The organism is Chitinophagales bacterium (assembly GCA_017303415.1).
GTDB lineage: Bacteria > Bacteroidota > Bacteroidia > Chitinophagales > Chitinophagaceae > SpSt-398.
Genome location: JAFLBJ010000001.1, coordinates 3,126,664 through 3,152,552, shown reverse-complemented (window position 1 = coordinate 3,152,552; position 25,889 = coordinate 3,126,664). Strand labels below are relative to the sequence as shown.

The following is a 25,889-nucleotide window of genomic DNA, read 5'->3' as shown; positions in this document are numbered from 1 at the left end:
GATGTCGGTTCGTCACATCCTGGGGCTGGAGAAGGTCCCAAGGGTTCGGCTGTTCGCCGATTAAAGTGGCACGTGAACTGGGTTCAGAACGTCGCAAGACAGTTCGGTCCCTATCTGTGGTGGGCGTCAGGAGATTGAGAGGACATGACCTTAGTACGAGAGGACCGGGTCGTACGTACCGCTGGTGTATCAGTTGTGCCGCCAGGCGCAGTGCTGAGTAGCTATGTACGGACAGGATAAACGCTGAAAGCATCTAAGCGTGAAACCTACCTCAAGATGAGTCTCCTTTTAAGGGCCGTCAAAGACTATGACGTTGATAGGCTACAGGTGTAAAGCTGGTGACAGCAAAGCCGAGTAGTACTAATTGCCCGTACGCTTTAATTTTTTTTACTATTATTATGTACTCGCTAACTCTTCCCGATATGTCAATCTTATTTCACCCGCTATAGCTATAGCAAACGCGGGTTAAGATATTATGGTGGTTTTTCCGAGGGTGTTCACCTCTTCCCTTACCGAACAGAGTAGTTAAGCCCCTCATGGCCGATGGTACTGCACCACAATGCGGGAGAGTAGGTAGCTGCCATATTTTTTAAGCCCTCTGGTTTTCCAGAGGGCTTTTTTTTTGAATAAAAATCAAGGAGATCGACAGATACTCACTTTACTAATCCCTTATTTCAAGTTCCTTATTCCTCATTTCTACTTTCTTATTCCTAAAACCATTTGATGGTTTTATTTGTTTCACCTCCATGACCATCTCCATCTGCTGGCTTCGACGTGACCTGCGCCTCCACGACAACGCAGCACTCTACCACGCACTCCTGAGTGGTCACCCCGTCCTCCCCCTTTTTATCTTTGACCAAAATATCCTGGATGAACTAAATGACAAACAGGATCGACGCGTTCAATTCATCCACCAGGCCCTTTTACAAATACAAAATACACTTCTTCAACTCGGCTCCACCCTACATGTAGAATACGGAACACCAACAGCCATCTGGGAAAAATTGACCAAAAACTACTCCATCGCCGGTGTATATACCAATCACGATTATGAACCTTATGCCCGGCAACGTGACCAGGAAATAAATGAATTACTTCAAACGCATGCCATCCCCTTCCATACATTCAAAGACCAGGTGATCTTTGAAAAAAATGAGGTGGTAAAAGATGACGGTAAACCATACACCGTATTCACACCCTATTCAAAAAAATGGAAGGCCGGGCTGTCTGATTTTTTTATCCAATCCTATCCCACTGAAAAATACGTTGATCGGTTTTTTCAACAGAACCCAAGGCCAATTCCCTCGCTGGCAGAGATGGGTTTTATTCCCGTGAACGATCCGTTTCCGGAAGCCATCTGGGAGGAGAACAAGATCCGGAAATACAAGGAGCAAAGAGATTTTCCCGGTATTGAGGGTACTTCAAAATTGAGTGTACATCTGCGCTTTGGCACCATTAGTATCCGCGACCTGGCACGCGCCGCCCGGGAATGGAATGAGACATTTTTAAATGAATTGATCTGGCGTGATTTCTATCATATGATCCTCTGGCATTTTCCCCATGTGGTGGCATCCGCATTCAAACCGGATTATGACAAGATCCCATGGCGAAATAACAAAGCGGAATTTGATGCCTGGTGTGAAGGACGTACCGGGTACCCAATTGTAGACGCCGGTATGCGCGAACTAAATACAACCGGATACATGCATAACCGGGTTCGCATGATCGTAGCTTCTTTTTTGACCAAACACCTGTTGATCGACTGGCGTTGGGGGGAAGCTTATTTTGCACAAAAATTAAATGACTTTGACCTGGCTGCAAACAATGGAGGATGGCAATGGGCCGCAGGAAGCGGATGTGACGCGGCACCCTATTTCAGGGTATTCAATCCCTATCTACAAACCTTGAAGTTCGATCCTGAACTCACCTATATCCGCAAATGGGTACCTGAATTTGAAGAACTAACTTATCCTCAGCCAATCGTTCCACACGAAGTGGCACGGGAACGGTGTTTGAAAGCGTATGCAGCAGTGTTAAAAAATAAGAAATAGGAAAGTGAGTGACTTTCGGTTTCTTATTCCTAACATTCCTTATTTCCTATTTTCTTTCATCAACACTTCAATGGCCTTCCTTCCTTCTTCGCCAAGATCCATTGAAAAATGATTTACATACAACTGTATATGCTGACGCATCACCTCCTCACTCATCGCCTGTGCATGACATTGTACATAGTCGGAGATGCGCGGCCAGCGATCGATGGAATACTGGAGACTGCTGCGAATCAGGGATTCCATTTTTAGCGCCAGTTCTTCCCCCAGGGAACGTTTGATGAATATTCCACCTAGCGGAATCGGCAAATTCATTTTTTCCTCCCAGATCTCACCCAGGTCAGCCACCCGGTGCAGGCCCCTTTCGGCATAGGTAAACCGGTTCTCATGGATCAATACGCCCAGATCAACCTCTTCGTGTAAAACGGCTTCTTCGATCGTGGAAAACAGATAAGGTTTTTTATTGGTGGCTTCAGGAAACGCGTAAGAAAGTAATAGGTTGGCAGTCGTATGAACGCCCGGGATCGCTATGCGGCAATTTGGAACGAGGTCGAGCGCAATAGGTCTCTTACTAACCAGCAAGGGGCCAACACCTTTTCCCAAGGCAGCGCCACTGTTCAATAACCTGTATTGATCCGCCACCTGAAAGGCTGTGGCAAAACTAAGTTTGGTGATATCCAGCTTGCCTTCAAAAGCCCATTGATTGAGGGTCTCCACATCTTCCAATACAGGGTTCAACGAAATATTTTCGTCCGGAATGAGCTGGTTTACCAACGCGTCAAAAATGAAGGTATCGTTTGGGCAAGGGGAAAATCCAAGGGTCAGTTTCATCAGCTTCGTTTTAGATAGATTGGATCAGATAAAGCAGGCCCTTATTCAATCGGTCAACTGCTCCGGGAATATCCCAGTTTTTTTTATTTCGGTCACCGACCTTGTTGGAGACCGCCCGGAGTTGAATAAAGGGTAACCCCTCCATCAAACAGGTATAATGCAAGGCCGCTCCTTCCATTGACTCCACGGCGGGCTTATACCGCGTGGTATACTCACGGGCTATAGCAGGTGAATGAGTGATCGAATTAACAGAAACACCATTGACCACGGGAAGACCGACCTCTTTCAGGCTTTTTAGATCAGGATTTATCAGGCATCCTTTTTTATAGGGAAATTGATTGGGTCTGCTCAATCCCAGTCCAAAAAGGTCTCGGAATTCTCCCTTTTCTTTAACCCCCAGGTCAGCCACCCATTCCTTACCTACCACCACTAATGACCCAATCGGGTATTGACTGGTGTCAAAGCTTCCTGCTAAACCAGCCTGAATGACCAGGTCAGGGCGTTTTAAGTGGATCTGTCTGGAAATGGCATAGGTGGAGGACATCAACCCTACACCTGTGATCAGAATATCCAATTCATGCCTGGAAAGGGTTCCAAGATCCCCGGACCGGATTTGGGCCATAAAGGGCTTTATTTCCAGCGAGGTAGAAGCTACAAGCAGGATTTGCATGCTGCAATTTACGAGGCACCACCCAAATTTCTTAACTTTGCCCGCCTTAATAGTGCCAGAATGGTATACCTGACAAGAATTGAACATTTTAATGCGGCTCATAAGTTGTTCAACCCCAACTGGAGCCTGGAGAAGAATGAGGAGGTATTTGGCAAATGTGCCAATGCCAACTGGCATGGACATAATTTCGAATTGTACGTTACCATTAAAGGGAGCCCCGACCCCGATACCGGATTCATCTTCGACGCCAAAAAACTCAGCAAGATCATCAATGAGCACATCATCGAAAAGCTGGATCACCGCAACCTCAATGAGGATGTAGATTTCATGCAGGGAAAAATGTGCTCTATCGAAAATCTGGTCATGGGTATCTGGACAGAACTCGAGCCCCACCTGCCAGCATCCGTTCAACTCCATTGCCTCAAACTGATTGAAACACCAAAGATATTTGTGGAGTATTATGGGGGGTAGTTTGGATGTTGGATGACGGAGGACAGATGACAGATGACGGATGACGGATGGCGGAGGTTGGCTGTGCGAGACCTCTGGTCTCGCACGATTGTCTTGTCGCCTCCGGCGACTCGAATAAAAAGCTATTCCAAATTCAGAAAAATAATCAATTTCTGTCGCCAGAGGCGACGGGAGAAAAGTGCGAGACCAGAGGTCTCGCACAGCCAACCTCAGTCATCCGTCATCTGTCATCTGTCATCTCTCACCCGTACTCCAAACTTTTTCCCTTCCCACCTGTTACTGTAATTTCGTACATTCAATCATGACAGAAAAGGTCGCCATATTCAGAAAAGAGCATTTTAATGCTGCGCATCGGTTGAATAACCCCGATTGGGATGAGGCGACCAACCAACAGGTGTTTGGTAAGTGCAATTTGCCCAACTATCACGGTCATAATTATGAGTTGGTGGTAAAAGTGGTGGGAGTGCCTGATCCGCATACCGGTTATGTGATGGACATGAAAGTACTTTCAGATATCATTCGTCAGGAAATAGTGGAACGTTTTGATCACCGGAACCTGAACCTGGATACGGTTGAGTTCAAAAACCTGAACCCAACAGCAGAGAATATTGCAGTTGTTATTTACAGATTATTAAGGCCTCATATTGCTGCAGACAGGGAGCTTCAGATCAGGCTCTATGAAACCCCTCGTAATTTTGTGGAATACCCTGTTTGAAAAATTGAACTTTAAAGATAATGGCATATAAAAAAACGGAAGAGTATGATGCAGCCGCCACCAGCGGCTTGATTCAGTCTTATCAAGGCATTTTGAAACACCTGGGAGAAGACCCCGAGCGGGAAGGGCTCAAGAAAACACCCGAGCGGTTGGCAAAGGCCATGCAGTACATGACCCAGGGTTATGATATGGATGCCAAAGCGATCATCAATTCAGCCAAATTTCACGAAGACGTGAGTGAAATGGTGATCGTTAAAGACATCGAATTATACAGCATGTGCGAACACCATATGCTGCCCTTTTTTGGCAAAGCACATATCGCCTATATCCCCAATGGGTGGATCACCGGACTAAGTAAGATTGCCCGGGTCGTGGATGTGTATTCCCGGAGGCTCCAGGTACAGGAGCGCCTGACGGTCCAGATCATGAATGCGATCAAGGATACCCTTAACCCGCATGGGGTGGCCGTAGTGATCGAGGCCAAACACCTGTGTATGATGATGCGGGGGGTGCAAAAGCAGAACTCGGTAACCACCACCTCGGCTTTTGACGGGGAATTTCAGAAAAACAGCACCCGGAGTGAATTTCTGAAACTCATCAGCGGGAATTTGCATTAACCCGTATATTTGCAATTGTAAGGGTTTGATTGATAAGTCGATCAAACCTTTTTTTTGCACGGTTGGAAAAACATCAATTATGAAACAGGCATTCGTCTTCCCAGGTCAGGGTTCCCAGTTCCCGGGTATGGGAAAAGAACATTATGAGCAAAGTGCCTTTGCCAAGAAATTATTTGAACAGGCCAATGAAACCCTGGGTTTTCGTATTTCCGATATCATGTTTTCGGGCACGGAAGAGGACCTGAAACAAACCCGTGTTACACAGCCCGCCGTTTTTCTTCACTCTGTCATTGCCTATAAATCCATTGGTGATGCCAAACCAGATATGGTAGCAGGGCATTCCCTGGGCGAATTTTCTGCCCTTGTGGCCAATGGTGTATTAAGTTTTGAGGACGGGCTGAAACTGGTGTCTGTCCGGGCCTCGGCCATGCAAAAAGCCTGCGAAGCCCAACCGTCTACCATGGCGGCCGTATTAGCACTGGCCGATGAAAAAGTGGAAGCGATCTGTGCGGAAGTGAGTGCTGAAACCGGCGAGATCGTTGTGCCGGCAAATTATAACTGTCCGGGACAATTAGTGATCAGCGGATCCGTTCGCGGAGTAGAGATCGCCTGTGAAAGAATGAAAGCCGCCGGAGCCAAACGGGCCTTGCTCCTTCCTGTAGGTGGAGCATTTCACTCTCCCCTTATGGAGCCTGCCCGTAATGAATTAAAAGAAGCTATCGAATCCATCACCTTCTATACACCTACCTGTTCCATTTATCAGAACGTTGTGGCCAAACCCGTGATGGATAAAGAGGAGATCAAACAGAACCTGATCGATCAACTGACAGGCGCCGTTCGCTGGACACAAAGCGTACAGGCCATGATCGAGAATGGAGCCACTAAATTTGTGGAAGCAGGCCCTGGAAAAGTATTGCAGGGATTAATCCTAAAAGTGAGCAAGGAAATGGAAGTGTCAGGGGTGAGTTAGGCATTAAACATTCATGCCTACATTGACCCATTCGGCATCAAACCAGGTATCATATTTTTTGTAAAAATTGATCGCGGGTTCATTCCATTCCAATACCTGCCAAACGATAGCACTAAGTCTTTTTTCTTTAGCCTCAATAACCAGGCGATCCATCAATAATTTACCGATCCCTTTTCCTCTTGCTTTTTCCGTGACCAGAATATCCTCGAGGTACATCCGCTGACCCTTCCAGGTGGAATACCGGATATAATAGAGGGCAAAGCCCAAAATAATTCCTTCCTCTACTGCTACAAAGGCCCACCAGACTGGACTGGGGCCAAATCCACTTTCGACAAAATGTTCCAGTGTAACAGTCACTTCCTGGGGAGCGCGTTCATATACGGCTAATTCGTTTACCAACTCCAACAATCGGGGACAGTCTTCTTTAACCGCCCTGCGAATCTCTATCGCCATACTTTTATTTGGTTTTCGTTGCCTTAAATTTTCCGTTGGGTTGAAGGAAGGTGACTGAAATGATTTTTCCTTCGGCATCTTCCTCAAACTTACAACTGTATCCTTCTATGATCTTCAATTTAAATTCATTTTTTCCATTTGGAATAAGTTCATATTCAGGCTGACCTTCTACAAAAAGATAAAGGATGCTTTTTCCTTTGGTATAGAATTTTGCCAGATTGGTTGGCGTAAAAGCATATTCACCGGTAAATTTTTTCAGGTCTTCTTCGGTTAAAGACATGGGCCGTGGCACGGAATTAAATACCAGTGGTTTTAGTGATGGCTCAAGCCCCATACTCAGTGAATTGATCTTTCCATTGATGTCCATTTGGTATTGGACCAGAACAGTCTGCGCCTCAGCGCTGGTATCAATGCCTTCTTTGGTGTCAATAGCATACGCTTTAAAAACATCATAGTGGTGATGGCGCATCCAGGCGTCTCCATTGGGGGTGAACATGATAAGCGAATCATTGCGTAAGGAAATATCGACTGTGCCATACCCCTCATGGCGAAATAGCCCTTCGTAAGCTTTGAGTTCATGCGAAGGCTTGGTGCCGGGTGTGAATTCTTCTTCTTTTTTGCCTTTGCCTTCAGCAGCTGCTTTTCGGGCTTTTTCCTCGGCATCATTGGCCCGTTTGTTCCAATCGATGGGGGTTAATTTTAACCAACGATCACTGATGATGTTTCGTACGAGGGCCGGAATGCCGGAGGCATTCTGATTACTTAATACGATGATGCCAAGACTATCAGAAGGAAAGAAGCAGGTACTGGCCGAAAATCCATCAATATTCCCTCCATGTTCTACCCGGTAATGTCCGCGGTAGGAGCTCATCATCCAGCCAAAGCCATAGGTGGAAAAATGGGCGTCCGGAATTTCTTTGTCGGGCAAACCTGCCCGGCTGATCATCTGGGAACTCATGGCTTCTGCCACGTAAGCAGCAGGCAGGATCTCGACACCTTTATATTTACCTCCCTGAATCCAGGTGATCACCCATTGAGACATTTCATTAACCGAACTGTTGATGCTGCCCGCTGGCCCCATCGCATTGATGTCATAATAATCCAACTTTTTGATGATTGAGTCTTTTACGACACCATATCCCAGTGAGGCATCATCGCTTTTCTCCAGGTCTTTTACGGAGAAATTAGAGCGCTTCATTCCCAGGGGTTTGAAAAATGTTTCTTTGATATTGTTTTCCCACGACTTTTTGGTAAGTTTTTCCACTACCATGCCTTGACCGAGGAACATAAAATTATTGTATTGCCAATTTTGACGAATTGGTGTTGTTGGTTCCTGGTACTTGATCCGGCGCAATAAACTGTCGCGGGAATTGGTTTTAAATAAATACCAGGAATAGTCATGTCTGGGCAAACCGGTTCGGTGACACATCATATCCCGCAGTGTTACGGACTGATTCATTTCATTGTTATAGAACTCAAGTTCGGGGAGATAATCCCGTACGGGTTTGTCGTATTCCACCTTTCCTTCTTTGTTCAATAACCCGATCAGGGAGGAGGTAAATGCCTTGGTACAGGACCCAATGGCAAAAAGTGTTTGCGGAGTAACCGGTAATTTCTTATCCAGGTCACGATAGCCAAATCCTCTGGCATAGACGATGCTGTCCTTGTACACCACTGCCACCGCAAACCCCACACCTTTCCGGTCTTTAAGAACCTGTTCCAACAGTGGCTCAATGCCTTTCAGCGGATCTGTTGGTTTGGCTGATTTTTTCTGTGCAATAGCGGGGAAGAAAAATAGCAATGCAATAACGGAAAGGATATTTCTCATGACAGAAAGATTTGGGACTTTATAAAGGTAAGAAAATGAAATTGGTTTTGTTAAGCCAACATCCAACATCCAACATCCGTCATCTGCCATCCGTCATCTGTCATCCGTCATCAGTCATCAGTCACCTGCCATCGCCTGCTCCAAATCAAAAATGATATCCGCGACATTCTCGATCCCGGTATTCATTCGGATCAATCCATCGGTGATGCCATATTTTTCCCGTTGTTCTTTTCCTACCCCATAGTGTGTCATGGATGCCGGGTGGGAGAGTAGGGTATCTACTGTTCCCAACGATACCGTACGGGTGCACATTTTCAGCCGGTCCATGAAACGGATTCCGGCTTCCAGTCCGCCTTTTAATTCAAAGCTGAGCATGGCACCCGGATGTTTCATTTGTTTGGCCGCCAGCCCATGATCAGGATGAGAGCTTAATCCGTTATAATTGACCTTTGAAATAGCGGGGTGTTTATCCAGGAAAAGTGCCACATCCATCGCATTGGCGCAATGCCGGTCCATTCTCAGTTCAAGTGTTTTCATGCCCTGTATGAGGAGGAATGCATCAAAGGGGTTGGCATTACCACCAAGCAACCGGTGTGTTTTGGTGATAATGCTGTTCATTCTTTCCAGGTCCCTTCCCAGCAGCACACCACCGATAGCGGTACCGTGGCCATTCAGGAATTTGGTGGTGGAGTGTACGATGAAATCGGCGCCGAATTTAAATGGTTGTTGCAAGTAGGGGGTGGCGAAGGTATTATCACATGCCGCCCATTTCTGGTATTTGTGCGCCAAACCGATCAGTGCTTCAAGGTCAACACACTGAATGGTGGGGTTGGCCGGGGTTTCCAGATACACCATTTTGATAGTGGGATCATTTCGCAGCAGGTCTTCGGCTTTGGAAAGATCACGCAGATCAGCGATCACGGGTTCAATATGAAAGGAGGGCAGTACTTTATGAAAGATCTCTTCAGTACCTCCGTAAAGTGAATAGTGGGAAAGTACTTTATCACCGGCTTTCAGGTTTCCTAACAATAGAGTGGCTATGGCAGCCATTCCCGACGCATGGAGGATCGCTTTTGCCTCCATATTCAAACCAAAACACTCCATGGCTGCGATCTTCTGTTCAGCCTCGGTAAAGGTTGGATTCCCCCAGCGACTGTAGATATATCCTGTATCCTGTCCACTAAACCGGCGCATGCCTTGCTGTGCATCATCAAATACAAAGGTGCTGCTGGCGTAGATGGGAACCAGGTGCGCATAAAGAGGATCTTGTACATGACCACCATGTACGGCCAGGGAGCCAAACCCCCGAAGGGCATTGTTCTTTTCCATGTGAATCTAGATCAGTGAATGAATAAGGTCAAAAATAACCGATTTATCACCGATCCGATCTTGATTTTTTGGATTCGGGGTCATTGTAGAACCAGAGACTGAAAGCGAGGGCAAAGCCGATAGACAGGAAGAAATAATTCCAGAGGTCCTTCTCTCCAATCGAATCTATATGTTCCTGAACTGTTCCTGAACGAAACAGGACACCAAAGATCAGGCAAAGAAGAAAATTGAAAATGGTGAATAACAGAACCTTAATCCAGAATTTGGCCTTAATCAGTAATCTCATGTTGGTTTTTTGTTTTACCAGGATAAGGGAGCATAAAAATAGCTGAATATGCTAAGCTTTGGAAGTAATTAGCAGTAAAACAAAAAATTTAACATGGATTACTTGTCATAGGCCCATTCCAGCAGGGTGGCACCCCAGGTAAAGCCACCTCCAAAGGCGGCCAAAACGATCTTATCGCCTTTGTGTAACTTGTTTTCCCACTCCCAGAGACAAAGAGGGATGGTGCCTGCAGTGGTATTGCCATAACGCTGGATATTGATCATTACCTTTTCTTTGGTAAGACCCATGCGATTAGCGGTCGCATCAATAATACGGAGGTTGGCCTGGTGTGGTACTAACCAGGCGATATCATCACCCGTCAGGTTATTTCGTTCAAGTAATTCAGCACTCACATCTGCCATCCCTTTAACAGCGAATTTGAAAACAGCCTGTCCTTCCTGAAAAATATAATGTTCTTTGTTCGCTACGGTTTCGGCAGAGGAGGGGCGAACAGAGCCACCGGCTTTCATGTGGAGAAACTGACCTCCGCTTCCGTCGCTTTTCAGAATGCTGTCTTTAATGCCAAGCCCTTCTGTGTTGGGTTCCAGCAAAACGGCACCAGCGCCATCACCAAAGATGATACAGGTGGCCCGATCTGTGTAATCAACGATCGCGCTCATTTTATCGGCTCCGCAAACCACAACTTTCTTGTATCGTCCACTTTCAATAAAGGAAGCACCCAGGGTGAGTGAGTATAAAAAACCAGAACACGCCGCAGACACATCAAAGCCAAAGGCATTCTTTGCGCCTAATTTGTCGCAGGCAATATTTGCTGTGGCCGGAAACACCATGTCAGGGGTTACCGTGGCCACGATCAGGCAGTCAATTTCTTCGGGTGAAATGCCTCTTTTCTCACAGATCTCGCGCACGGCAGGCACCACCATATCCGAAGTGCCTTTCCCTTCTCCTTTGAGGATACGGCGTTCTTCGATACCGGTTCGCGTACGGATCCACTCATCGTTGGTATCTACCATTTTTTCAAGGTCAAAATTGGTCAGCTTGTCTTCCGGAACATATCCTCCCACTGCAGTAATGGCGGCTGTGATCTTTTGGCTCATGTAAAAAAATTATCGTGCGAAGATAGGAAAAGGACGGGAGTCGGGGGTTGGAAGTCGGATGACAGATGACGGAGGACGGATGACAGATGACGGATGACAGATGACAGGAAAGGATGTTGGATGTTGGATGTCAGGCTGCTTGACCCTGAAGTCCGGACCTGGGGCCTAGGACATTGGACCTCTGTCATCTGTCATCCGTCATCTGTCATCCAACATCCAACATCCAACCTCCAACATCCTTTCCTGTCATCTGTCATCCGTCATCCGTCCTCCAACCTCCAACATCCAACATCCTTCCCTATCTTCGCCCCCATGATCGCTTTTCTCCGTGGCCGGTTTGTACAAAAATCCCCGGCCCTCGTCCATGTCGACGTTCAGGGAGTGGGTTATGAGGTCCATATCAGCCTGAACACGTTTACCCGCATCCAGGACCTGGAAGAGGGACAATTATATACTTCCCTGTTGATCCGGGAGGATGCCCATATTTTGTTTGGGTTTTATGAACTTGCTGAAAAAGAAATGTTTATGGCGCTTTTGGGGGTTTCCGGAGTAGGGGCAGCCACTGCCCGGATGGTATTATCCTACCTCAAACCAGATGAATTTTCCCGGGCCATCCTGGCCGGTGATGTAAAGACCCTGGAAAGCATCAAAGGGATCGGGAAAAAGACGGCCGAAAGACTGGTGTTGGAACTGAAGGATAAACTGGCCAAAAATCCAGCCGAAACAAGTATTTCTCCCATGAAACACAATACTTTGCATGCCGATGCGTTAAATGCTCTGATCGCACTTGGGATCGGTCGGAATACCGCCGAACAAGCCGTTCAGAAAGTTATTCAATCCTTACCCTCAAATACCTCTGTTGAAGAGGTCATCAAGAAAGCACTTAAAACCGTATAAGCGTATCGACTGAACTTCTACCTAACTAATTGTCGAGAAATAGACTTGGATCACCGAACCTCCAATATCTTCCGTACGCTCGTACTATTGCCTGTCCTATTCATCAGTGGGACGGTCATGGCCAGACATGCCCCCAAGGTTCCCTATGGTTATTTCCAGCAACAACAAGATACCACCAAGTTCCCGCTGACCGATCGGCGCACCGATCCTTATTCATCTCCTTCCAAAAATCCCTTTGATCTTCGGGATACCGCTTTTGTAAAACGCACCATCGAATATGACCCGGTAACCAAACAGTATTATGTGGTCGAAAAGATCGGCGACAAATACTACCGGACCCCGATGAGTTATTCCATGAACGAGTTTTTAACCATTCAGGGAAGAAAGGATGAAGAGGACTATTTCCGGAATCGCTCCAAACTCTTGACCGACCTGAACAAAAGAAACTATAAACCCAAGTTCACCTTTATGAAGGATTGGGTGAACCGGATCGTCGGAAATGGGAAGATCGAATTGAAACCTACCGGCTCGGTTGACATCTTTGCGGGTTACCAGGGCCAGAAGATCAATAACCCCACTTTGCCAGAAAGGGCGAGAAAAAATGGCGGGTTTGACTTCAACATGAATTCACTTCTGCAACTGGATGGAAATATCGGCGATAAACTCAAACTGCCGATCAATTACAATACCCAGTCTACGTTCAACTTTGAAAACCAGTTGAAACTGGATTACAGAGGCGGAGCAGATGACATAGTCAAACAATTCCAATTGGGGAATGTGAACTTCACATCCAAAGGAACCCTGATCCCTTCTGCCCAGGAATTATTTGGTATTAAAACACAACTTCAATTTGGTAAACTCTTTATCACGAGTGTGCTGGCCAACCAACGTTCCCAACGACAGTCCGTTGGGTTGCAGGGAGGCGCATCGGTACAAAATTTTACCCTGAAGGCGGATGACTACGAAGAGAACCGCCACTTCCTGATGGCGCAGTATTTCAGGAATAATTATAATACCGCCATGGCCAATCTTCCGGTGGTCAATTCCAATATTCAAATACTCAGGGTGGAAGTTTGGGTGACGAACCGAACCGGTGCCACCACTGAAACCCGCGATGTAGTGGGTTTTATGGACCTGGGAGAAAATACACCCTTTAGCCCATTGCTCACCGGCTCCGGTAACAACCTGCCCCGCAATAATGCCAATGATCTCTATACCACCTTGCTCAATACACCCAATGCCCGTAGTTCAACCAATGTACAGAGCGTATTAACGGGTATCGGTTTCAGGCCGGTTCAGGATTTTGAAAAAACATTTGCACGCAAACTTCAAACCTCTGATTACTATTTCAACCCACGGATCGGCTTCCTTTCATTGAACCAGCAATTGCAACCCGATGAAGTACTGGCCATCGCCTTTCAATACACCTACAATGGGCAGGTATATCAGGTAGGTGAATTCTCAACCGATGTACCTCCGGATTCTTCAGGTAATACGCAACCTGTATTGTTCCTGAAATTGCTTAAGGCCACTTCTCAACGTACAAACCTTCCACTCTGGGACCTGATGATGAAGAACGTATACTCCGTCGGGTATGGACAACTGGAGCGTCAGGACTTTGACCTGAAGATCTACTACGAAGAACCCAGCCTGGGAATCAAACAATACCTTCCTCCGGATGATGTATCTGATCCTGCCAATAAAGGAAAGCCCTTGCTGTCCCTTCTTCAATTGGACAGATTGAATAACCAGAATGACCCACAGCCCGATGGGAAATTTGATTTTGTGGAAGGATATACGGTGATCTCCAGCCAAAGCAGGATCATCTTCCCCATTCTTGAACCTTTTGGCCGTGACCTTGAGTATGTTTATAATACGCAGCCACTTCGGGATCAGTATATTTATTATCCGCTGTACGATACGATACGCGCCATTGCCTCCACCTTTGCGAACCTGAACCGGTTCCGTATCACAGGAAAATCCAAGTCCATTTCCCAGGCTGATTATCAGTTAGGGATCAATATCCCAAGAGGATCGGTAACTGTCACAGCCGGAGGGCAGGTACTGCGGGAGAATGTGGATTATGAGATCAATTATGATTTTGGGACACTCAAGATCATCAACCAGGCCATCATTAATTCCGGTTTACCGGTGGATGTCAATTATGAGAACAACGCGGTGTTTGGCATGCAAACTAAAAATTTCATGGCCACACGATTTGATTACCTGCTGAACAAGAATCTTTCATTTGGAGCCACGGTAGTGAGGGTGGGGGAAAGACCATTCTTTATCAAACAGAGTTACGGAGAAGATCCTGTGCGGAACACCATGTTTGGGGTTGACTTTGACTATCGCGCCGAAATACCTCGCCTTTCCAAATGGCTGGATAAACTTCCTTTCTATTCCACTCGGGCCATGTCATCGATCCAGGCCTATGGGGAGGCAGCCTGGCTTAAACCTGGTCACGCCAAACAGATCGGAAAGGGTGCAAATGGCGTGATCTATATTGACGATTTTGAAGGTACCCGAAACAGCATTGACCTTCGTTTCCCATTAATCAACTGGACCCTGGCCTCTACGCCTCAGGGAGCCCTGGATGCCAATGGAAATGAACTCTTCCCCGAAGCCTTATTGAATAATGATCTGTCTTATGGATATAACCGGGCAAAGATCGCCTGGTACAATATAGAAACCGTATTGCAGGAAGCCCGCAATTCCAACAACCCGTTGCAGAAGAACCTGGATGAATTATCAAGACCAGAGGTAAGACAGGTTTTGCAAAAAGAAGTTTTCCCGCAACGGTTTAATGACTATGGCCAGGGGCTGCTGACCACCTTTGACATGGCCTACTATCCAAGAGAAAAAGGACCCTATAATTTTGAATACCGCCCGGGTCGTCTCGATGCCAATGGCCGACTAGTCAACCCACGCGAAGCCTGGGGTGGCATCATGCGCAATATCGATCAAACTGATTTTGAAACCGGCAATATTGAATTTATTGAATTCTGGCTGAAAGATCCCTTTACCAATCGATCCTCCAGCACAGGTGGTCAGCTTTATTTCCAATTGGGTAATATTTCAGAAGATGTATTGCGCGATGGAAAACGGCAATACGAGAACGGGTTGCCTACACCAAGCAATGCCTCCATTCCCACGGATGAAACAGTATGGGGTAAAGTACCACGCAACCCCATCCAGGTGACCAATGCCTTTAGCAATGATCCCGAAGACAGACCTTTTCAGGATGTAGGATACGATGGTTTGACAGATACCGATGAACAAGCCAAATTTGCAGCCTATCTGAGCAGCCTGCTGACCAATTTTGGCGCCGGTTCTGCCGCTTACCAAAACGCTCAACTTGACCCGGCTTCGGATAATTTCCGTTATTACCGTGATGAAACATTTACGGCCAATGATGGTATCCTGGCGCGGTATAAAAATATCAATAACCCACACGGTAACTCACCTGTGGCCTCTGAGAATTCACAATTCATCAGTGCCTTTACCTTGTATCCTGACCAGGAAGAGCTGAACCGGGATAATACATTGAATGAAAATGAAGAGTATTTCCAATACCGGGTAGACATTCAGCCCAACATGCTCATGGGCAGCAATTTTATTACCGATAAGCGGCAGGTGACTGTTGACCTCGTTAATGGACAACAATTGAGTGAGTACTGGTACCTCTTCCGAATCCCCATCAAAGAGTACCAGGATAAAGTGGGCAATATTCCTGATTTTAAATCCATTCGTTTCATCCGGATGTTCCTGACAGGTTTTGAGGATACGGTGGTGATGCGTTTTGGTAAACTCGAACTGATCCGTAACCAATGGCGCCGGTTTGATTATGAAATTGACTCCACGGGTGATTATAAAGTGCTTTCCGCGAATGATCCTTCCAATGTGGAAGTGTTGGCTGTGAACCTTGAGGAAAATGACCAGCGTCAGCCGATCAAATATGTGATCCCTCCCGGAATTGAAAGACAGCAACAACTCAGCAATAACAATGTACAATTGTTCCTGAATGAGCAATCCATCAGTTTGAAAGTATGTGAGCTGGAAAAGGAAAGGGCACGTGGTGTGTTCCGGAATTTTGATTATGACCTTCGTCAATACGGTCGGTTACAGATGTTTGTTCACGCGGAGCAGGTTCAGGGTGGTCCTATACTGAATGATGGTGATCTGAATGCCGTGATCCGTATCGGTACAGATGCTGTTAGTAACTACTATGAAGTAAAAGTGCCCCTGAAATTAACCAACTTTGGTGCAACTGATTCATTGGCGATCTGGCCGGCAGAGAATAACCTTGATTTTGACCTCTCCCGCCTGACCGACCTCAAGCTTGCCCGGGATAAAGCCGGTGTTCCCAATTCGCAGTATTATTCCAACACGATAGATGGCCTCACCTTTAGTATGATCGGTAACCCCAGTCTGGGAGAGGTCACCACCATGCTGCTTGCGGTGCAAAACGCCAAGCGGGAGAATGTCTGTACCGAAGTCTGGTTCAATGAACTTCGGCTTTCCAACCTGGATGAAAAAGGTGGATGGGCTGCAACAGGCCGGGTGGATATTACCCTTGCCGACCTGGGTAATGTCAGCTTTTCCGGTTCGGCCCGGAGTGCTGGTTTTGGTACACTCGACCAAAAAGTAAATGAGAGAAGCCGGGAGGAGTTCAGGCAGTTTGATATCTCTGCTAACCTTGATCTGGGTAAATTATTACCCCGCAAGGCAGCGATCCAGATTCCCGTATATGCCAGCATCAGCCGTACAAGCCGTTTACCGGAGTACGATCCGTATGCGCTGGATCTTACCCTTCAGCAGGTACTGGATAATAATTCAAAGGACAAATGGGACTCGATCAAGAGCAACGCCATCGATGTGTCTACGATCAAGACCATCAACCTGACCAATGTTAAAAAGAACCGGACAGGTGACAAACGACCCAAGATTTGGGATATATCAAATCTGGATTTCAATTTCTCACATACAAGTACGGTCTCCCAAAGTCCGCTTGTAGAGAATGAGGAGATACGCCGTACCAGAGGCGCATTGGCTTATAATTTTGCCCCGCAACCACGAAAGGTGGAACCCTTCCGGAACCTGATCAAATCCAAATCAAAGTGGTTTAACCTCATAAGGGATTTTAATTTTAATCTGTCCCCTTCGCAGTTATCGGTTAAGGCAGATGTGTTCCGACAGTTTGGTGCCCTTCGTCCCCGCAATGTGAGTGGTGGGCCTTATGAGGTGCCGGAGACCTATGATAAGTACTTTACGTTCGATCGCTTCTATATTATGCGTTGGGACCTCACCAGTTCCCTGAATATTGATTTCAGCGCCACCAATAATGCCCGTATTGATGAGCCTGCGGGACGCATCGATACCAAGGAGAAAAAAGATTCGGTGAAAAGTAACTTCTTCAAAGGTGGACGGAATACCCGTTACCATCATGAAGCAACGATTACGTACACCCTTCCATTAAGTAAGATCCCTTTACTTGACTGGACCTCCACTCGAGTCAGTTACAAGGCTGGTTACGATTGGATCGGCGCTTCTCTGCTGGCTAAGAACCTGGGTAATACCATTACCAACAGCCAAACCAAGACGCTGAATTCTGAATTCCGGTTTGAGGAACTCTATAATAAATCAAAATTCCTTCGTCGGGCTACCGGGAATGACAAAACCACCCCGGCGACAAGTACGGATCCACAGGTATTGGAGCTGACCAAAAGCGTGGATAGTATCAAGCAGATTTTGGAGAACGAAAAGGTAAAGGTTCCCAAGAAGGATAAAAAGAAACTTAAAAAGAAATTACGCAAACTGCAGCGTCAGTTACGCAAGTTGACCAAGGAGCGAAATGAGATACCTGGTCTGGTCCGTGGTATGGCCGGCCTGGTCACCTCCCTGAAACAGGTGCAGGTACAATACTCCCAAAATGCAGGAACTGAATTACCCGGTTATCTGGACAGTACCCGTATCCTGGGGCAGAACTGGCGCGGATTGAATCCCGGACTTGGGTTTGCATTTGGGTACCAACCCGACACGAATTGGATCAATAAGGCCGGGAACCGGAACCTGTTGACACATGATCCGATATTCAATAGCCTGATCCAGCAACGGTATGATGAAAGATTGGAGATCACAGCCCAGCTTAGCCCGATCCGTGACCTGAATATAGATATCACCATCAAACGGGACTTCAACAAGAACTACTCGGAACTGTACAAGGATACCACGTCCACGGGCACAGGAGCGTTACAGCGTTTCAATCCGTATGCCGCCGGTGGATTCTCGATCAGTTATATATCCTATCAAACCCTCTTCACCAAGTTTGATCCCAATGTGGTGTCTGAAACCTTTAAGCAATTTGAGGCCAACCGATTGGTGATGTCCGGTAAATTAAAGGACCTGAACCCTTATGCCACCGGTAATGGACAGAATCCGGATGGATATTATGAAGGATACGGACGCTATGCACAGGAGGTATTGATTCCTGCCTTCCTGGGTGCCTATACCAATAAAGATCCGCTGGGTATTAGCCTGGTAAAGAATACCAACAATAACCTGCGCGCCAATCCTTTCAAAGGGTTGCTGCCAAAACCCAACTGGAATGTAACCTATAATGGTTTGGGACGATTGCCCGGGCTGGATAAGATTTTCAACAATGTTACTATCCGTCACGGGTACCGAAGCAATTTGAGCATGAATAGCTTTACCTCCGCACTTTTCTTCCAGGACAGGTTCCGATTTGGTTTCCCCGAGTTCATTGATACACTCACCGGAAACTATGTGCCCTACTTCCTGATACCCAATATCACGATCAGTGAAAGCTTTGAACCTTTGTTCTCACTGGAAATGACCTTTACCAACCAACTTAGCACCCGGGTGGAGTACCGTAAATCCCGACAGCTAAGTCTCAGCCTCGTGGATTATCAATTGGCCGAGCAACGTAGCACCGAGTTCACCATAGGAGCCGACTTTAGAAAGAAAGGACTGCCCCTGATCCGGCGGATTGGTAAAATGAAAATGGATAATGATGTAACCTTTAAGCTGGATATTGGAATAAGAGATGATGCCACAGCCAACAGCAAACTTGATCAGAATACAGCCTTTGGTACAGCGGGGCAAAAAGTGATACGCATCAACCCCACCATTGACTATGTGGTCAATAGCCGTGTGCGGGCCACGCTCTACTTCGAACAGATCAAGAATATTCCAAAGATTGCCACCAGCGCACCGGTGACGAATACCCGGGCAGGTGTGCAGTTGACGATTTCCCTGAATCAATAACAGCTATCAGCTTATAGCTATTAGCTGGTAGCTGGTACATATGCATTTGTGGAAATTGGAGTGTTTATAAGGGAAAGCTAAAGGCTAAGCGCTAAAAGCTAAAAGTGCTATTTCGTTTCAGCTCCAACCTTCTTAAACATCATCACATACCCACACAAGCCTTTTTTCTTCTGCTTGTTTACCTGAACCGGTTTGAGCATGTGGAATTCGGAGAATTTGGGTTGATAGGCGTATGAGATAACGTTGCCATCTACATCACCCCATCTTTTTTGTTGAAAAACAACCATGCGCTCGTTCCAGTCATACATTCTGACCTCGTAGAGTTTGGAGCTGTATTCACCAATAAAGACAAATTGATAGAGGCTGCCTTCGTTCAAAGGAACGATAACAGGAAGTTCATATTCGCTTTCCATGCTGATGGATGCCTCTTTCATGAGGACAAAGCCATCGGTGGCATAAAGTTTCTTCAGACTGTCCACCTGCGAAAGAATACCCGAGTCACATGTGCCGTTGTTGATAGTTGTAGAAGAAGTTGTGGCCGAGGCAAATTGCTGAGCCTGACCAAAGAGGGGCAAAAGGGCTAATCCAAGGATATAGGTGTACGGTTTCATCAATAGGGTATTGGTGGTCTTCAAATAGTATTTGAATAACGAGTTAAATATAACCGATATTATCATGAATCATGCAATTTTCAAGCCTGAAATTGGACACAAGGGTATAATTCCCAAGGGGTAATACGGGACTAAAGGGAAATCGTTAAAGAGGGTGGGATTAGGGTATCAGGGGTAGTAAGGGTATACAAGTAAAGCTATTTTATTTAAAAATACAAGTGCGGGGCAAAAAAAGATGCTGGATGTCGGTTGTTGGACATGACAAAAATACCAACATCCAACAACTGACATCCAACATCCAGGCTACCCTTTAAACGTATAAAATGAATTTGCCTGGCTTGTGCAGGTCACCACGAGATCATTGATGCAAACATGGGGAGGCAGGGTGGTTGTAAAATAGACCACTTCGGCCACGTCTTCGGCATAAAGCGGGGTATATCCTTCATAGACCTTATCGGCCATTTGCTGATCACCTTTAAAACGGACCAGGGAGAATTCGGTTTCGGCTGCACCCGGATGGACTACGGTTATTTTTATCTTATCTTTTAACAGGTCGATACGCATAGCTTTGGAAATCGCATCCACCGCATGTTTGGTGGCGCAATAGATATTTCCCTTCTCATACACTTCCTTTGCCGCCGTCGACCCGATATTGATGATATGTCCTTTTTTAAATTTTTGGAAAAAAGGAATTACGGCTTTGGAAACATAGAGCAGGCCTTTTACATTGGTATCGATCATGGTCTCCCAATCGCTTAAATTGGCTTCATCAAAATGATCCCGGCCCAGGGCCAATCCCGCATTGTTGACCAGGACATCAATGGCCTGCCAATCAGCCGGTATACCAGAGATAGCCTGATCAACTTCGTCTTTTATTTGTACATCAAAAGAAAGCGGTAGTACAGCAACATTGTATTTCTTTTCAACAGCCTGGCTCACTTCGGTCAATCTTTCGCTTCTGCGGCCGGTAAGAATTAGGTCATAACCTTTGGAGGCAAATTTTTCGGCAATGGCTTTACCAAATCCAGAGGTAGCACCAGTAATAAGGGCGATGGAAGGCATGGCAAATAAGTAGTTGAAGTTTAATCAAACCAATGAAGGACAAAAATAGTGCATTAATAAAAGCTAATAGCTATTAGCTTTTAGCCGTTGGCTTTTATCATTCGGTTACTTGATCAGTGTTACCGTTCCTTTTTGGAATACCGGCTTGCCAAGATAGTCGATCGCTTTCACCAACCACACAAAGGTGTTCGTGCCCTGGTCCCTGCCATTGATCTTCCCATCCCAACCTTCGCCATTGATGGTTGTGGTAAAGACCAGCTGACCCCACCGGTTATATATGCGGAAGTATTCGATTTTTTCGATACCCACGGCAAGAGGACGTACAAGATCGTTTAATCCATCTCCATTGGGTGTAAATGCCGAGGGAACAAATATCTGCGGGTTTACTTTGAATATCTTGACCAGGAGGGTTGCAGAGTCCAGACACCCCGCTTCATCAATGACACGCACCCAATACCGGATGCTGTCAATACTGCCATCATGTTGAGCGATCGGATCGGCGATCGCTACATTATTCAAACCCGTTGGCGGATACCAGAAATAGGTTTCTCCACCCGAAGCGCGTAACTGCAAAGGTTGTCCTACAACAATGGCTGTGTCCCGTCCGGCAAAGGCATTCACCTTTGGTAACATGATCACCTGAACCGTGTCACGTCCAGGCTTGGGACAACCGTTATTTTCAAAAGATGTCAAAACATATTGTGCTGAAGCGGGTGGGCTGGCCACAGGCACCAGGGATCGCGGATTGCTTAAGGTTGCTTCAGGCGACCAGCTAAAGGTGGCGCCATTATTCACCGTACCATTCAACCTGGCCGTGGTGCCAAAGCAAATGGTGGTATCATTACCCGCATTGGCAAGTGGGTAAGGCACGGTAAGGATCGTAACGTCACTGGTGGTATTACACCTTCCGATCGATGCCACAACCTGATAGGTGGTGGTATTGATGGGCGAAGCAATGGGGTTTTGAACGGTAGGATCATCAAGTGTTGCAGCCGGTGTCCAGGCAAACTGCAATCCATCCGTCTGTGCAAATAATTGAACTGGATCGCCTGCGCAGATCGTGGTATCTCCCCGCAGGCTGAGTGTAACAAAATCCACTACTCGCACCCTGACCGAATCATCATTCAAACAACCATTATCATCCAGCCGCACTTTGTACCAGGTTGTCACCTTAGGAAATACGGTAGGGTTGGAGGTATTTTCATTCAGAATATTATAATTGGGTGTCCAGGAGAAATTACCACCACCCGGTGCCGTAGCCGGAATCTGTAAAGAATCAATGCTGCATATCAACGTATCCCTGAAAGGTAATTCGATCGGTGGCTTATCAATGATGGAGATATCGGATGTTACCGTATCCACGCAGCCCTTATTACTCTCCACAATGAAGGTGACGGTCTTTACCCCCATAGACGGATAGGTGAAAGTGGGGTTTTGGAGTAAGGAGGTGTCACTGTTCATTGAGGTTTCACCAAATTCCCAACGCCATTTGCTGATTACCCCATATCGGGTACTGGATGTATCAATGAATTGGGTCGGTTTACTAAAACAGATACCGCGTACAATAAAGCCCGGATAAAAACCGGGATAGACAGCCACATTGGCAAAGGCCGAATCGGAACAGGGGTCACCAGGGTTAACAACCAGTTTTACCCGATACAAGCCCGTATCAGGGAAGGTGAATGTAGGCCGCTCAAGATCGGACACATCCGTATTCACACCGGTTACACCAAAATCCCAGGCCCAGGAATTGATCAGCGAAGTGGGGGTCTGGTTTTCAAACGTAACCGTAAAACCGTCACAGGAAGAAATATTGATCGGTAATTGCGCTGCCACAAAATCACAGTTCCCGACTTTTAAAATAAAATCTTTTCGATGGGTATTGATAACACGCCCATTTCTCCATTCATCCACACACACGGCGATCACATAGGAACCGGCTACCGGGGCGATACCTGTAATGATACCGGTACGCGGATTGATGGACACACCCGTACCCAGGGGTAAACCCGGCGAATATCCATTTCCGTAAGGGACAGAGTTATAGGGTGGGGGTGGGGGATCATTGATCACCGGATTACCTTCCGTACCACCATCATAGGCATTGCAGAAATAGTAGTTCAGCGAATCACTATCGGGGTCTGTAGCTGAGAAATCGAGTGTAAAGTTTCTGTTCTGGCAGACCAGGGCTGTATCCTTCACCTGGAATTGAGGGCTTGAATTTACGCCGCCACCCAATAAAGTAGTGCCCGCTATGCTACCAACATAGGTAGCGCCGATATTATTTTGCTGGCTCAGGTTGCCAATAAAATCCACCCGGCAACAACGTTGGTAGGCCACCCAATATCCCTGGGCATTATCGGCCAGGGTAACGTTCAGATAATAAAAACCCATCTGATAACAAACCAATGGCTCATTGATGATACAGGGCAGGGAACCAGTGGTCCGTTGAATGGTTTCTATGTGGTCAAGGTTGGAGGCGAATGGCGAACCGGCAACAGCCTGATTATTACTTTTATTAAAGATGGCGATACTCACCTGTTGGTCAAGTTGGGCGCCACTGGATTGGCAATCGCGGAAAAGACGTAAGGTGATCCGGTATTGACTGGTTCCGGGAGAACCACCTGGCCCGATGTACTGATAGAAAATCTCTCCGCCGGCAATATGACGTGCGTCCGCCCCCATCAGGGCGGCAAAGAGCAAGGTTAATACTAAAACGATCTTCCTCATGGGCAACAAGGCGGACGGGATGCTTAATCCATCTGATGCGTCAGGAAGTTTTTTAATGCCTCGGTGCATTCATCAGGCTCTTCCAGCATTCCCATATGTCCGGATTGGTTAAGGACATCAATATACGATTTTTCAGGCAGATGACATTGCTCCAGGACATCTGCCAACGGGATCGCGTTATCGCTCTCCCCAGCCAGGAAAAGAACCGGCACTTTGCTGATTTTCAGTATCTCCCGCCTGTCTGGTCGCTGGATCATCGCTTCGTAATAGGAAACGAGTGAATCGGCCGAAAAGTTGCTTAAACCCCGGATCTGCCGGTCGATCAATTCGGGTCTTTCGTCGCGGGTCTTTGGAGAGAATAAATTCGGGGTGGCTGTTTTCAAAAATTCAAAGGCACCATGATCGCGGATAAACTGGATGCCTTTACGACGGGTGGCCTTTTTTTCTTCAGTATCCGCATAGGCGCTGGAATGAAAAAGGCAGTAGGCTTGGAGAAGCGCCGGATACTTTTCCGCAAAAGCCATGGTGATATATCCTCCCATGCTATGCCCAACCATGATGGAACGGGTAACCCCTTCCTGATCGAGTATGGCCTTGATCGTTTCCGCCATTCCCTCCATACTCATATCCTCTATCAACTGGGTCTTACCTGTTCCCGGTAATTCGGGTATGATCAAATGAAAGGAGTCTTTGAATTCCCGGATCAGTTGATCCCAGATATCACTGAGTTCACCAAATCCATGGATCAATACCACGGTTTTTCCTGTTCCGGCTACCCGGTAGTGCAAAGTGGTATCCTTGTATAAAAGTGATTTATTTATCATAGTGGCGGGCATTTAATTTACCGATCCAAAAACCGCGAAATCCTAACAAAGCCACGACCGGCATCAGGCCATAATTCAATTGTTGGGGAAGCCAGAACCATGCCACTAATAGAATAACGGATAAAAGAGCCACGACCATAAAATAGGAACGTACCCAGGCTTTTTGACGGGTTACAAAAAAAGCCATGATAAAATGGGTCGGCAGTGCCCAGGCGAGGTTCCAGTTATTTCGGCACATGGCATGATCAGTTCCCCACCACATGAACACCAACAATATCCCGATAAGCCCGGTAATACCAAATAGCAACCCATCCATAATATTCCCTATTCTTTTTACCCGCTTGTTCTTTGTAAAAACCGGAAACAGATACAGAATAAATAATATCGTAAAGATCAACGCGGGATCAAGGGAGAAGGAAGACGCTGCTTCAGGCCCTCTGGTGAGTAATTCCCTTTTTGCCGTGACAAGAGGCTCCCCATTTACCCGCGCACTATCCAAAGCCTTCATAAGATAATCAGGCAGAAACATCGCTTCCTCATTCGTTACCTGTTTATCCAAAGGGGCACCAAGGAGAATGTCAATGCCAAGTTTTGACCATTGCTGTTTCCCCTTGTCAAGGTACTCATGAATCAGGTTGCGAAAACTGGTTCCCGCAGGTACAATGGATGACACGATTGGTTTTTCCGGGGTCATCTTCCAGATCATATCCCTTAGACGGGACGTGCAATTGTCGTAGTTAAAATCGTAGCGATAATACTTGTTCTCCTCTCTGGCATTTTCATACAGAGCGTAAAGGAGTTTTTGTTTTTCTGCACAGGTAAGCCGAAGGTCCTGTTCTGTAACTCCCCGTTGGAAATACTGATATTCCATCATGAAATCCGGGAAGGCATCCACGGAAACAAAATAAAGCAATTTACCCCGGGTGAATTTGGTATAGAAGTCCGGATCATCAAAATCAAAGGTTCCGTAGTTGAAAACAAGATCTGAACCATTTTCAGTGTTCACCATGCGCAAGGCACTATGCCCGAAACTGGAGTAGAGTTCATCTCCGGGGGTGCAGGTAAGCAAGCTAAACTTTATGCCACAGCTATCCGGTTGGGCAGCGACATTAAGTCCCAGGAAAAGTAATATAGAAAGAAAAAATTGACGCATACACAGTTTT

19 protein-coding genes and 2 rRNA genes are annotated in these 25,889 nt (G+C 46.6%); 9 read left to right on the top strand and 12 right to left on the bottom strand.

Annotation, left to right across the window (positions count from 1 at the left end):
• The 3 genes from J0M30_13750 to J0M30_13740 all read left to right on the top strand — a co-directional run.
• Positions 1 to 385 (top strand): 23S ribosomal RNA (locus tag J0M30_13750); the annotation flags it as partial.
• Between the two features lie 89 nt (positions 386 to 474).
• Positions 475 to 586, top strand: a 5S ribosomal RNA gene (gene rrf, locus J0M30_13745).
• 160 nt (positions 587 to 746) lie between these two features.
• Positions 747 to 2,051: a deoxyribodipyrimidine photo-lyase gene (locus tag J0M30_13740; GenBank protein ID MBN8668558.1), complete on the top strand. Its 1,305-nt coding sequence runs from the start codon at positions 747 to 749 to the stop codon at positions 2,049 to 2,051.
• Positions 2,052 to 2,090: 39 nt separating this feature from the next.
• On the opposite strand, the gene J0M30_13735 is transcribed toward J0M30_13740, so the two are convergent.
• Both J0M30_13735 and mqnB read right to left on the bottom strand, forming a co-directional pair.
• Positions 2,091 to 2,879, bottom strand: a complete 789-nt coding sequence (locus J0M30_13735) for a 1,4-dihydroxy-6-naphthoate synthase (GenBank protein ID MBN8668557.1) — start codon at positions 2,877 to 2,879, stop codon at positions 2,091 to 2,093.
• A 10-nt stretch (positions 2,880 to 2,889) separates the two neighbouring features.
• Positions 2,890 to 3,549, bottom strand: a complete 660-nt coding sequence (gene mqnB / locus J0M30_13730; protein ID MBN8668556.1) for a futalosine hydrolase — start codon at positions 3,547 to 3,549, stop codon at positions 2,890 to 2,892.
• A 60-nt stretch (positions 3,550 to 3,609) separates the two neighbouring features.
• Here mqnB and J0M30_13725 point away from each other — a divergent pair, with 60 nt between their 5' ends.
• The 4 genes from J0M30_13725 to fabD all read left to right on the top strand — a co-directional run bounded on the left by J0M30_13725 (position 3,610) and on the right by fabD (position 6,322).
• Positions 3,610 to 4,020, top strand: coding sequence for a 6-carboxytetrahydropterin synthase (locus J0M30_13725; protein MBN8668555.1), 411 nt, complete (start codon positions 3,610 to 3,612; stop codon positions 4,018 to 4,020).
• 301 nt (positions 4,021 to 4,321) lie between these two features.
• Positions 4,322 to 4,735, top strand: a complete 414-nt coding sequence (locus J0M30_13720) for a 6-carboxytetrahydropterin synthase (GenBank protein MBN8668554.1) — start codon at positions 4,322 to 4,324, stop codon at positions 4,733 to 4,735.
• A 20-nt stretch (positions 4,736 to 4,755) separates the two neighbouring features.
• Positions 4,756 to 5,352 (top strand): GTP cyclohydrolase I FolE, encoded by a 597-nt coding sequence (folE, locus tag J0M30_13715; protein ID MBN8668553.1) that lies wholly within the window; start codon positions 4,756 to 4,758, stop codon positions 5,350 to 5,352.
• 79 nt (positions 5,353 to 5,431) lie between these two features.
• A complete protein-coding gene (gene fabD / locus J0M30_13710) occupies positions 5,432 to 6,322 on the top strand; it encodes an ACP S-malonyltransferase (GenBank protein MBN8668552.1) in 891 nt (296 codons plus the stop codon).
• A gap of 3 nt (positions 6,323 to 6,325) precedes the next feature.
• Here the strand turns inward: fabD and J0M30_13705 are convergent, their stop codons facing one another.
• The 5 genes from J0M30_13705 to J0M30_13685 form a co-directional block, all read right to left on the bottom strand.
• Positions 6,326 to 6,775: a GNAT family N-acetyltransferase gene (locus tag J0M30_13705; protein MBN8668551.1), complete on the bottom strand. Its 450-nt coding sequence runs from the start codon at positions 6,773 to 6,775 to the stop codon at positions 6,326 to 6,328.
• 4 nt (positions 6,776 to 6,779) lie between these two features.
• The gene (locus J0M30_13700) at positions 6,780 to 8,603 is read right to left on the bottom strand and encodes a serine hydrolase (GenBank protein ID MBN8668550.1); all 1,824 of its coding nucleotides are present in this window, start codon (positions 8,601 to 8,603) and stop codon (positions 6,780 to 6,782) included.
• 117 nt (positions 8,604 to 8,720) lie between these two features.
• The gene (locus tag J0M30_13695; protein MBN8668549.1) at positions 8,721 to 9,932 is read right to left on the bottom strand and encodes a PLP-dependent transferase; all 1,212 of its coding nucleotides are present in this window, start codon (positions 9,930 to 9,932) and stop codon (positions 8,721 to 8,723) included.
• Between the two features lie 46 nt (positions 9,933 to 9,978).
• On the bottom strand, positions 9,979 to 10,218 hold the full coding sequence (locus J0M30_13690; protein ID MBN8668548.1) for a hypothetical protein: 240 nt from the start codon (positions 10,216 to 10,218) through the stop codon (positions 9,979 to 9,981).
• 98 nt (positions 10,219 to 10,316) lie between these two features.
• Positions 10,317 to 11,315, bottom strand: coding sequence for a ketoacyl-ACP synthase III (locus tag J0M30_13685; protein MBN8668547.1), 999 nt, complete (start codon positions 11,313 to 11,315; stop codon positions 10,317 to 10,319).
• 312 nt (positions 11,316 to 11,627) lie between these two features.
• On the opposite strand from J0M30_13685, the gene ruvA reads away from it, so the two are divergent.
• Together ruvA and sprA are read left to right on the top strand one after the other, a co-directional pair.
• Positions 11,628 to 12,212 carry a Holliday junction branch migration protein RuvA gene (gene ruvA / locus J0M30_13680; GenBank protein ID MBN8668546.1) on the top strand — a complete coding sequence of 195 codons (585 nt, stop codon included), beginning with the start codon at positions 11,628 to 11,630 and terminating at the stop codon, positions 12,210 to 12,212.
• A gap of 117 nt (positions 12,213 to 12,329) precedes the next feature.
• Positions 12,330 to 19,499, top strand: a complete 7,170-nt coding sequence (gene sprA / locus J0M30_13675) for a cell surface protein SprA (protein ID MBN8668545.1) — start codon at positions 12,330 to 12,332, stop codon at positions 19,497 to 19,499.
• 107 nt (positions 19,500 to 19,606) lie between these two features.
• Here the strand turns inward: sprA and J0M30_13670 are convergent, their stop codons facing one another.
• From J0M30_13670 to J0M30_13650, 5 genes are all read right to left on the bottom strand, one after another.
• On the bottom strand, positions 19,607 to 20,110 hold the full coding sequence (locus J0M30_13670; protein ID MBN8668544.1) for a hypothetical protein: 504 nt from the start codon (positions 20,108 to 20,110) through the stop codon (positions 19,607 to 19,609).
• Between the two features lie 303 nt (positions 20,111 to 20,413).
• Complete coding sequence (locus J0M30_13665) at positions 20,414 to 21,172, bottom strand: SDR family NAD(P)-dependent oxidoreductase (GenBank protein ID MBN8668543.1); 759 nt, start codon at positions 21,170 to 21,172, stop codon at positions 20,414 to 20,416.
• A gap of 105 nt (positions 21,173 to 21,277) precedes the next feature.
• Positions 21,278 to 23,902 (bottom strand): gliding motility-associated C-terminal domain-containing protein, encoded by a 2,625-nt coding sequence (locus J0M30_13660; protein MBN8668542.1) that lies wholly within the window; start codon positions 23,900 to 23,902, stop codon positions 21,278 to 21,280.
• A 23-nt stretch (positions 23,903 to 23,925) separates the two neighbouring features.
• A complete protein-coding gene (locus tag J0M30_13655) occupies positions 23,926 to 24,726 on the bottom strand; it encodes an alpha/beta hydrolase (protein MBN8668541.1) in 801 nt (266 codons plus the stop codon).
• Positions 24,716 to 25,879: a DUF4105 domain-containing protein gene (locus J0M30_13650; GenBank protein ID MBN8668540.1), complete on the bottom strand. Its 1,164-nt coding sequence runs from the start codon at positions 25,877 to 25,879 to the stop codon at positions 24,716 to 24,718. Before J0M30_13650 ends, J0M30_13655 begins: the two co-directional genes overlap by 11 nt.
• Positions 25,880 to 25,889: the final 10 nt, after the last annotated feature.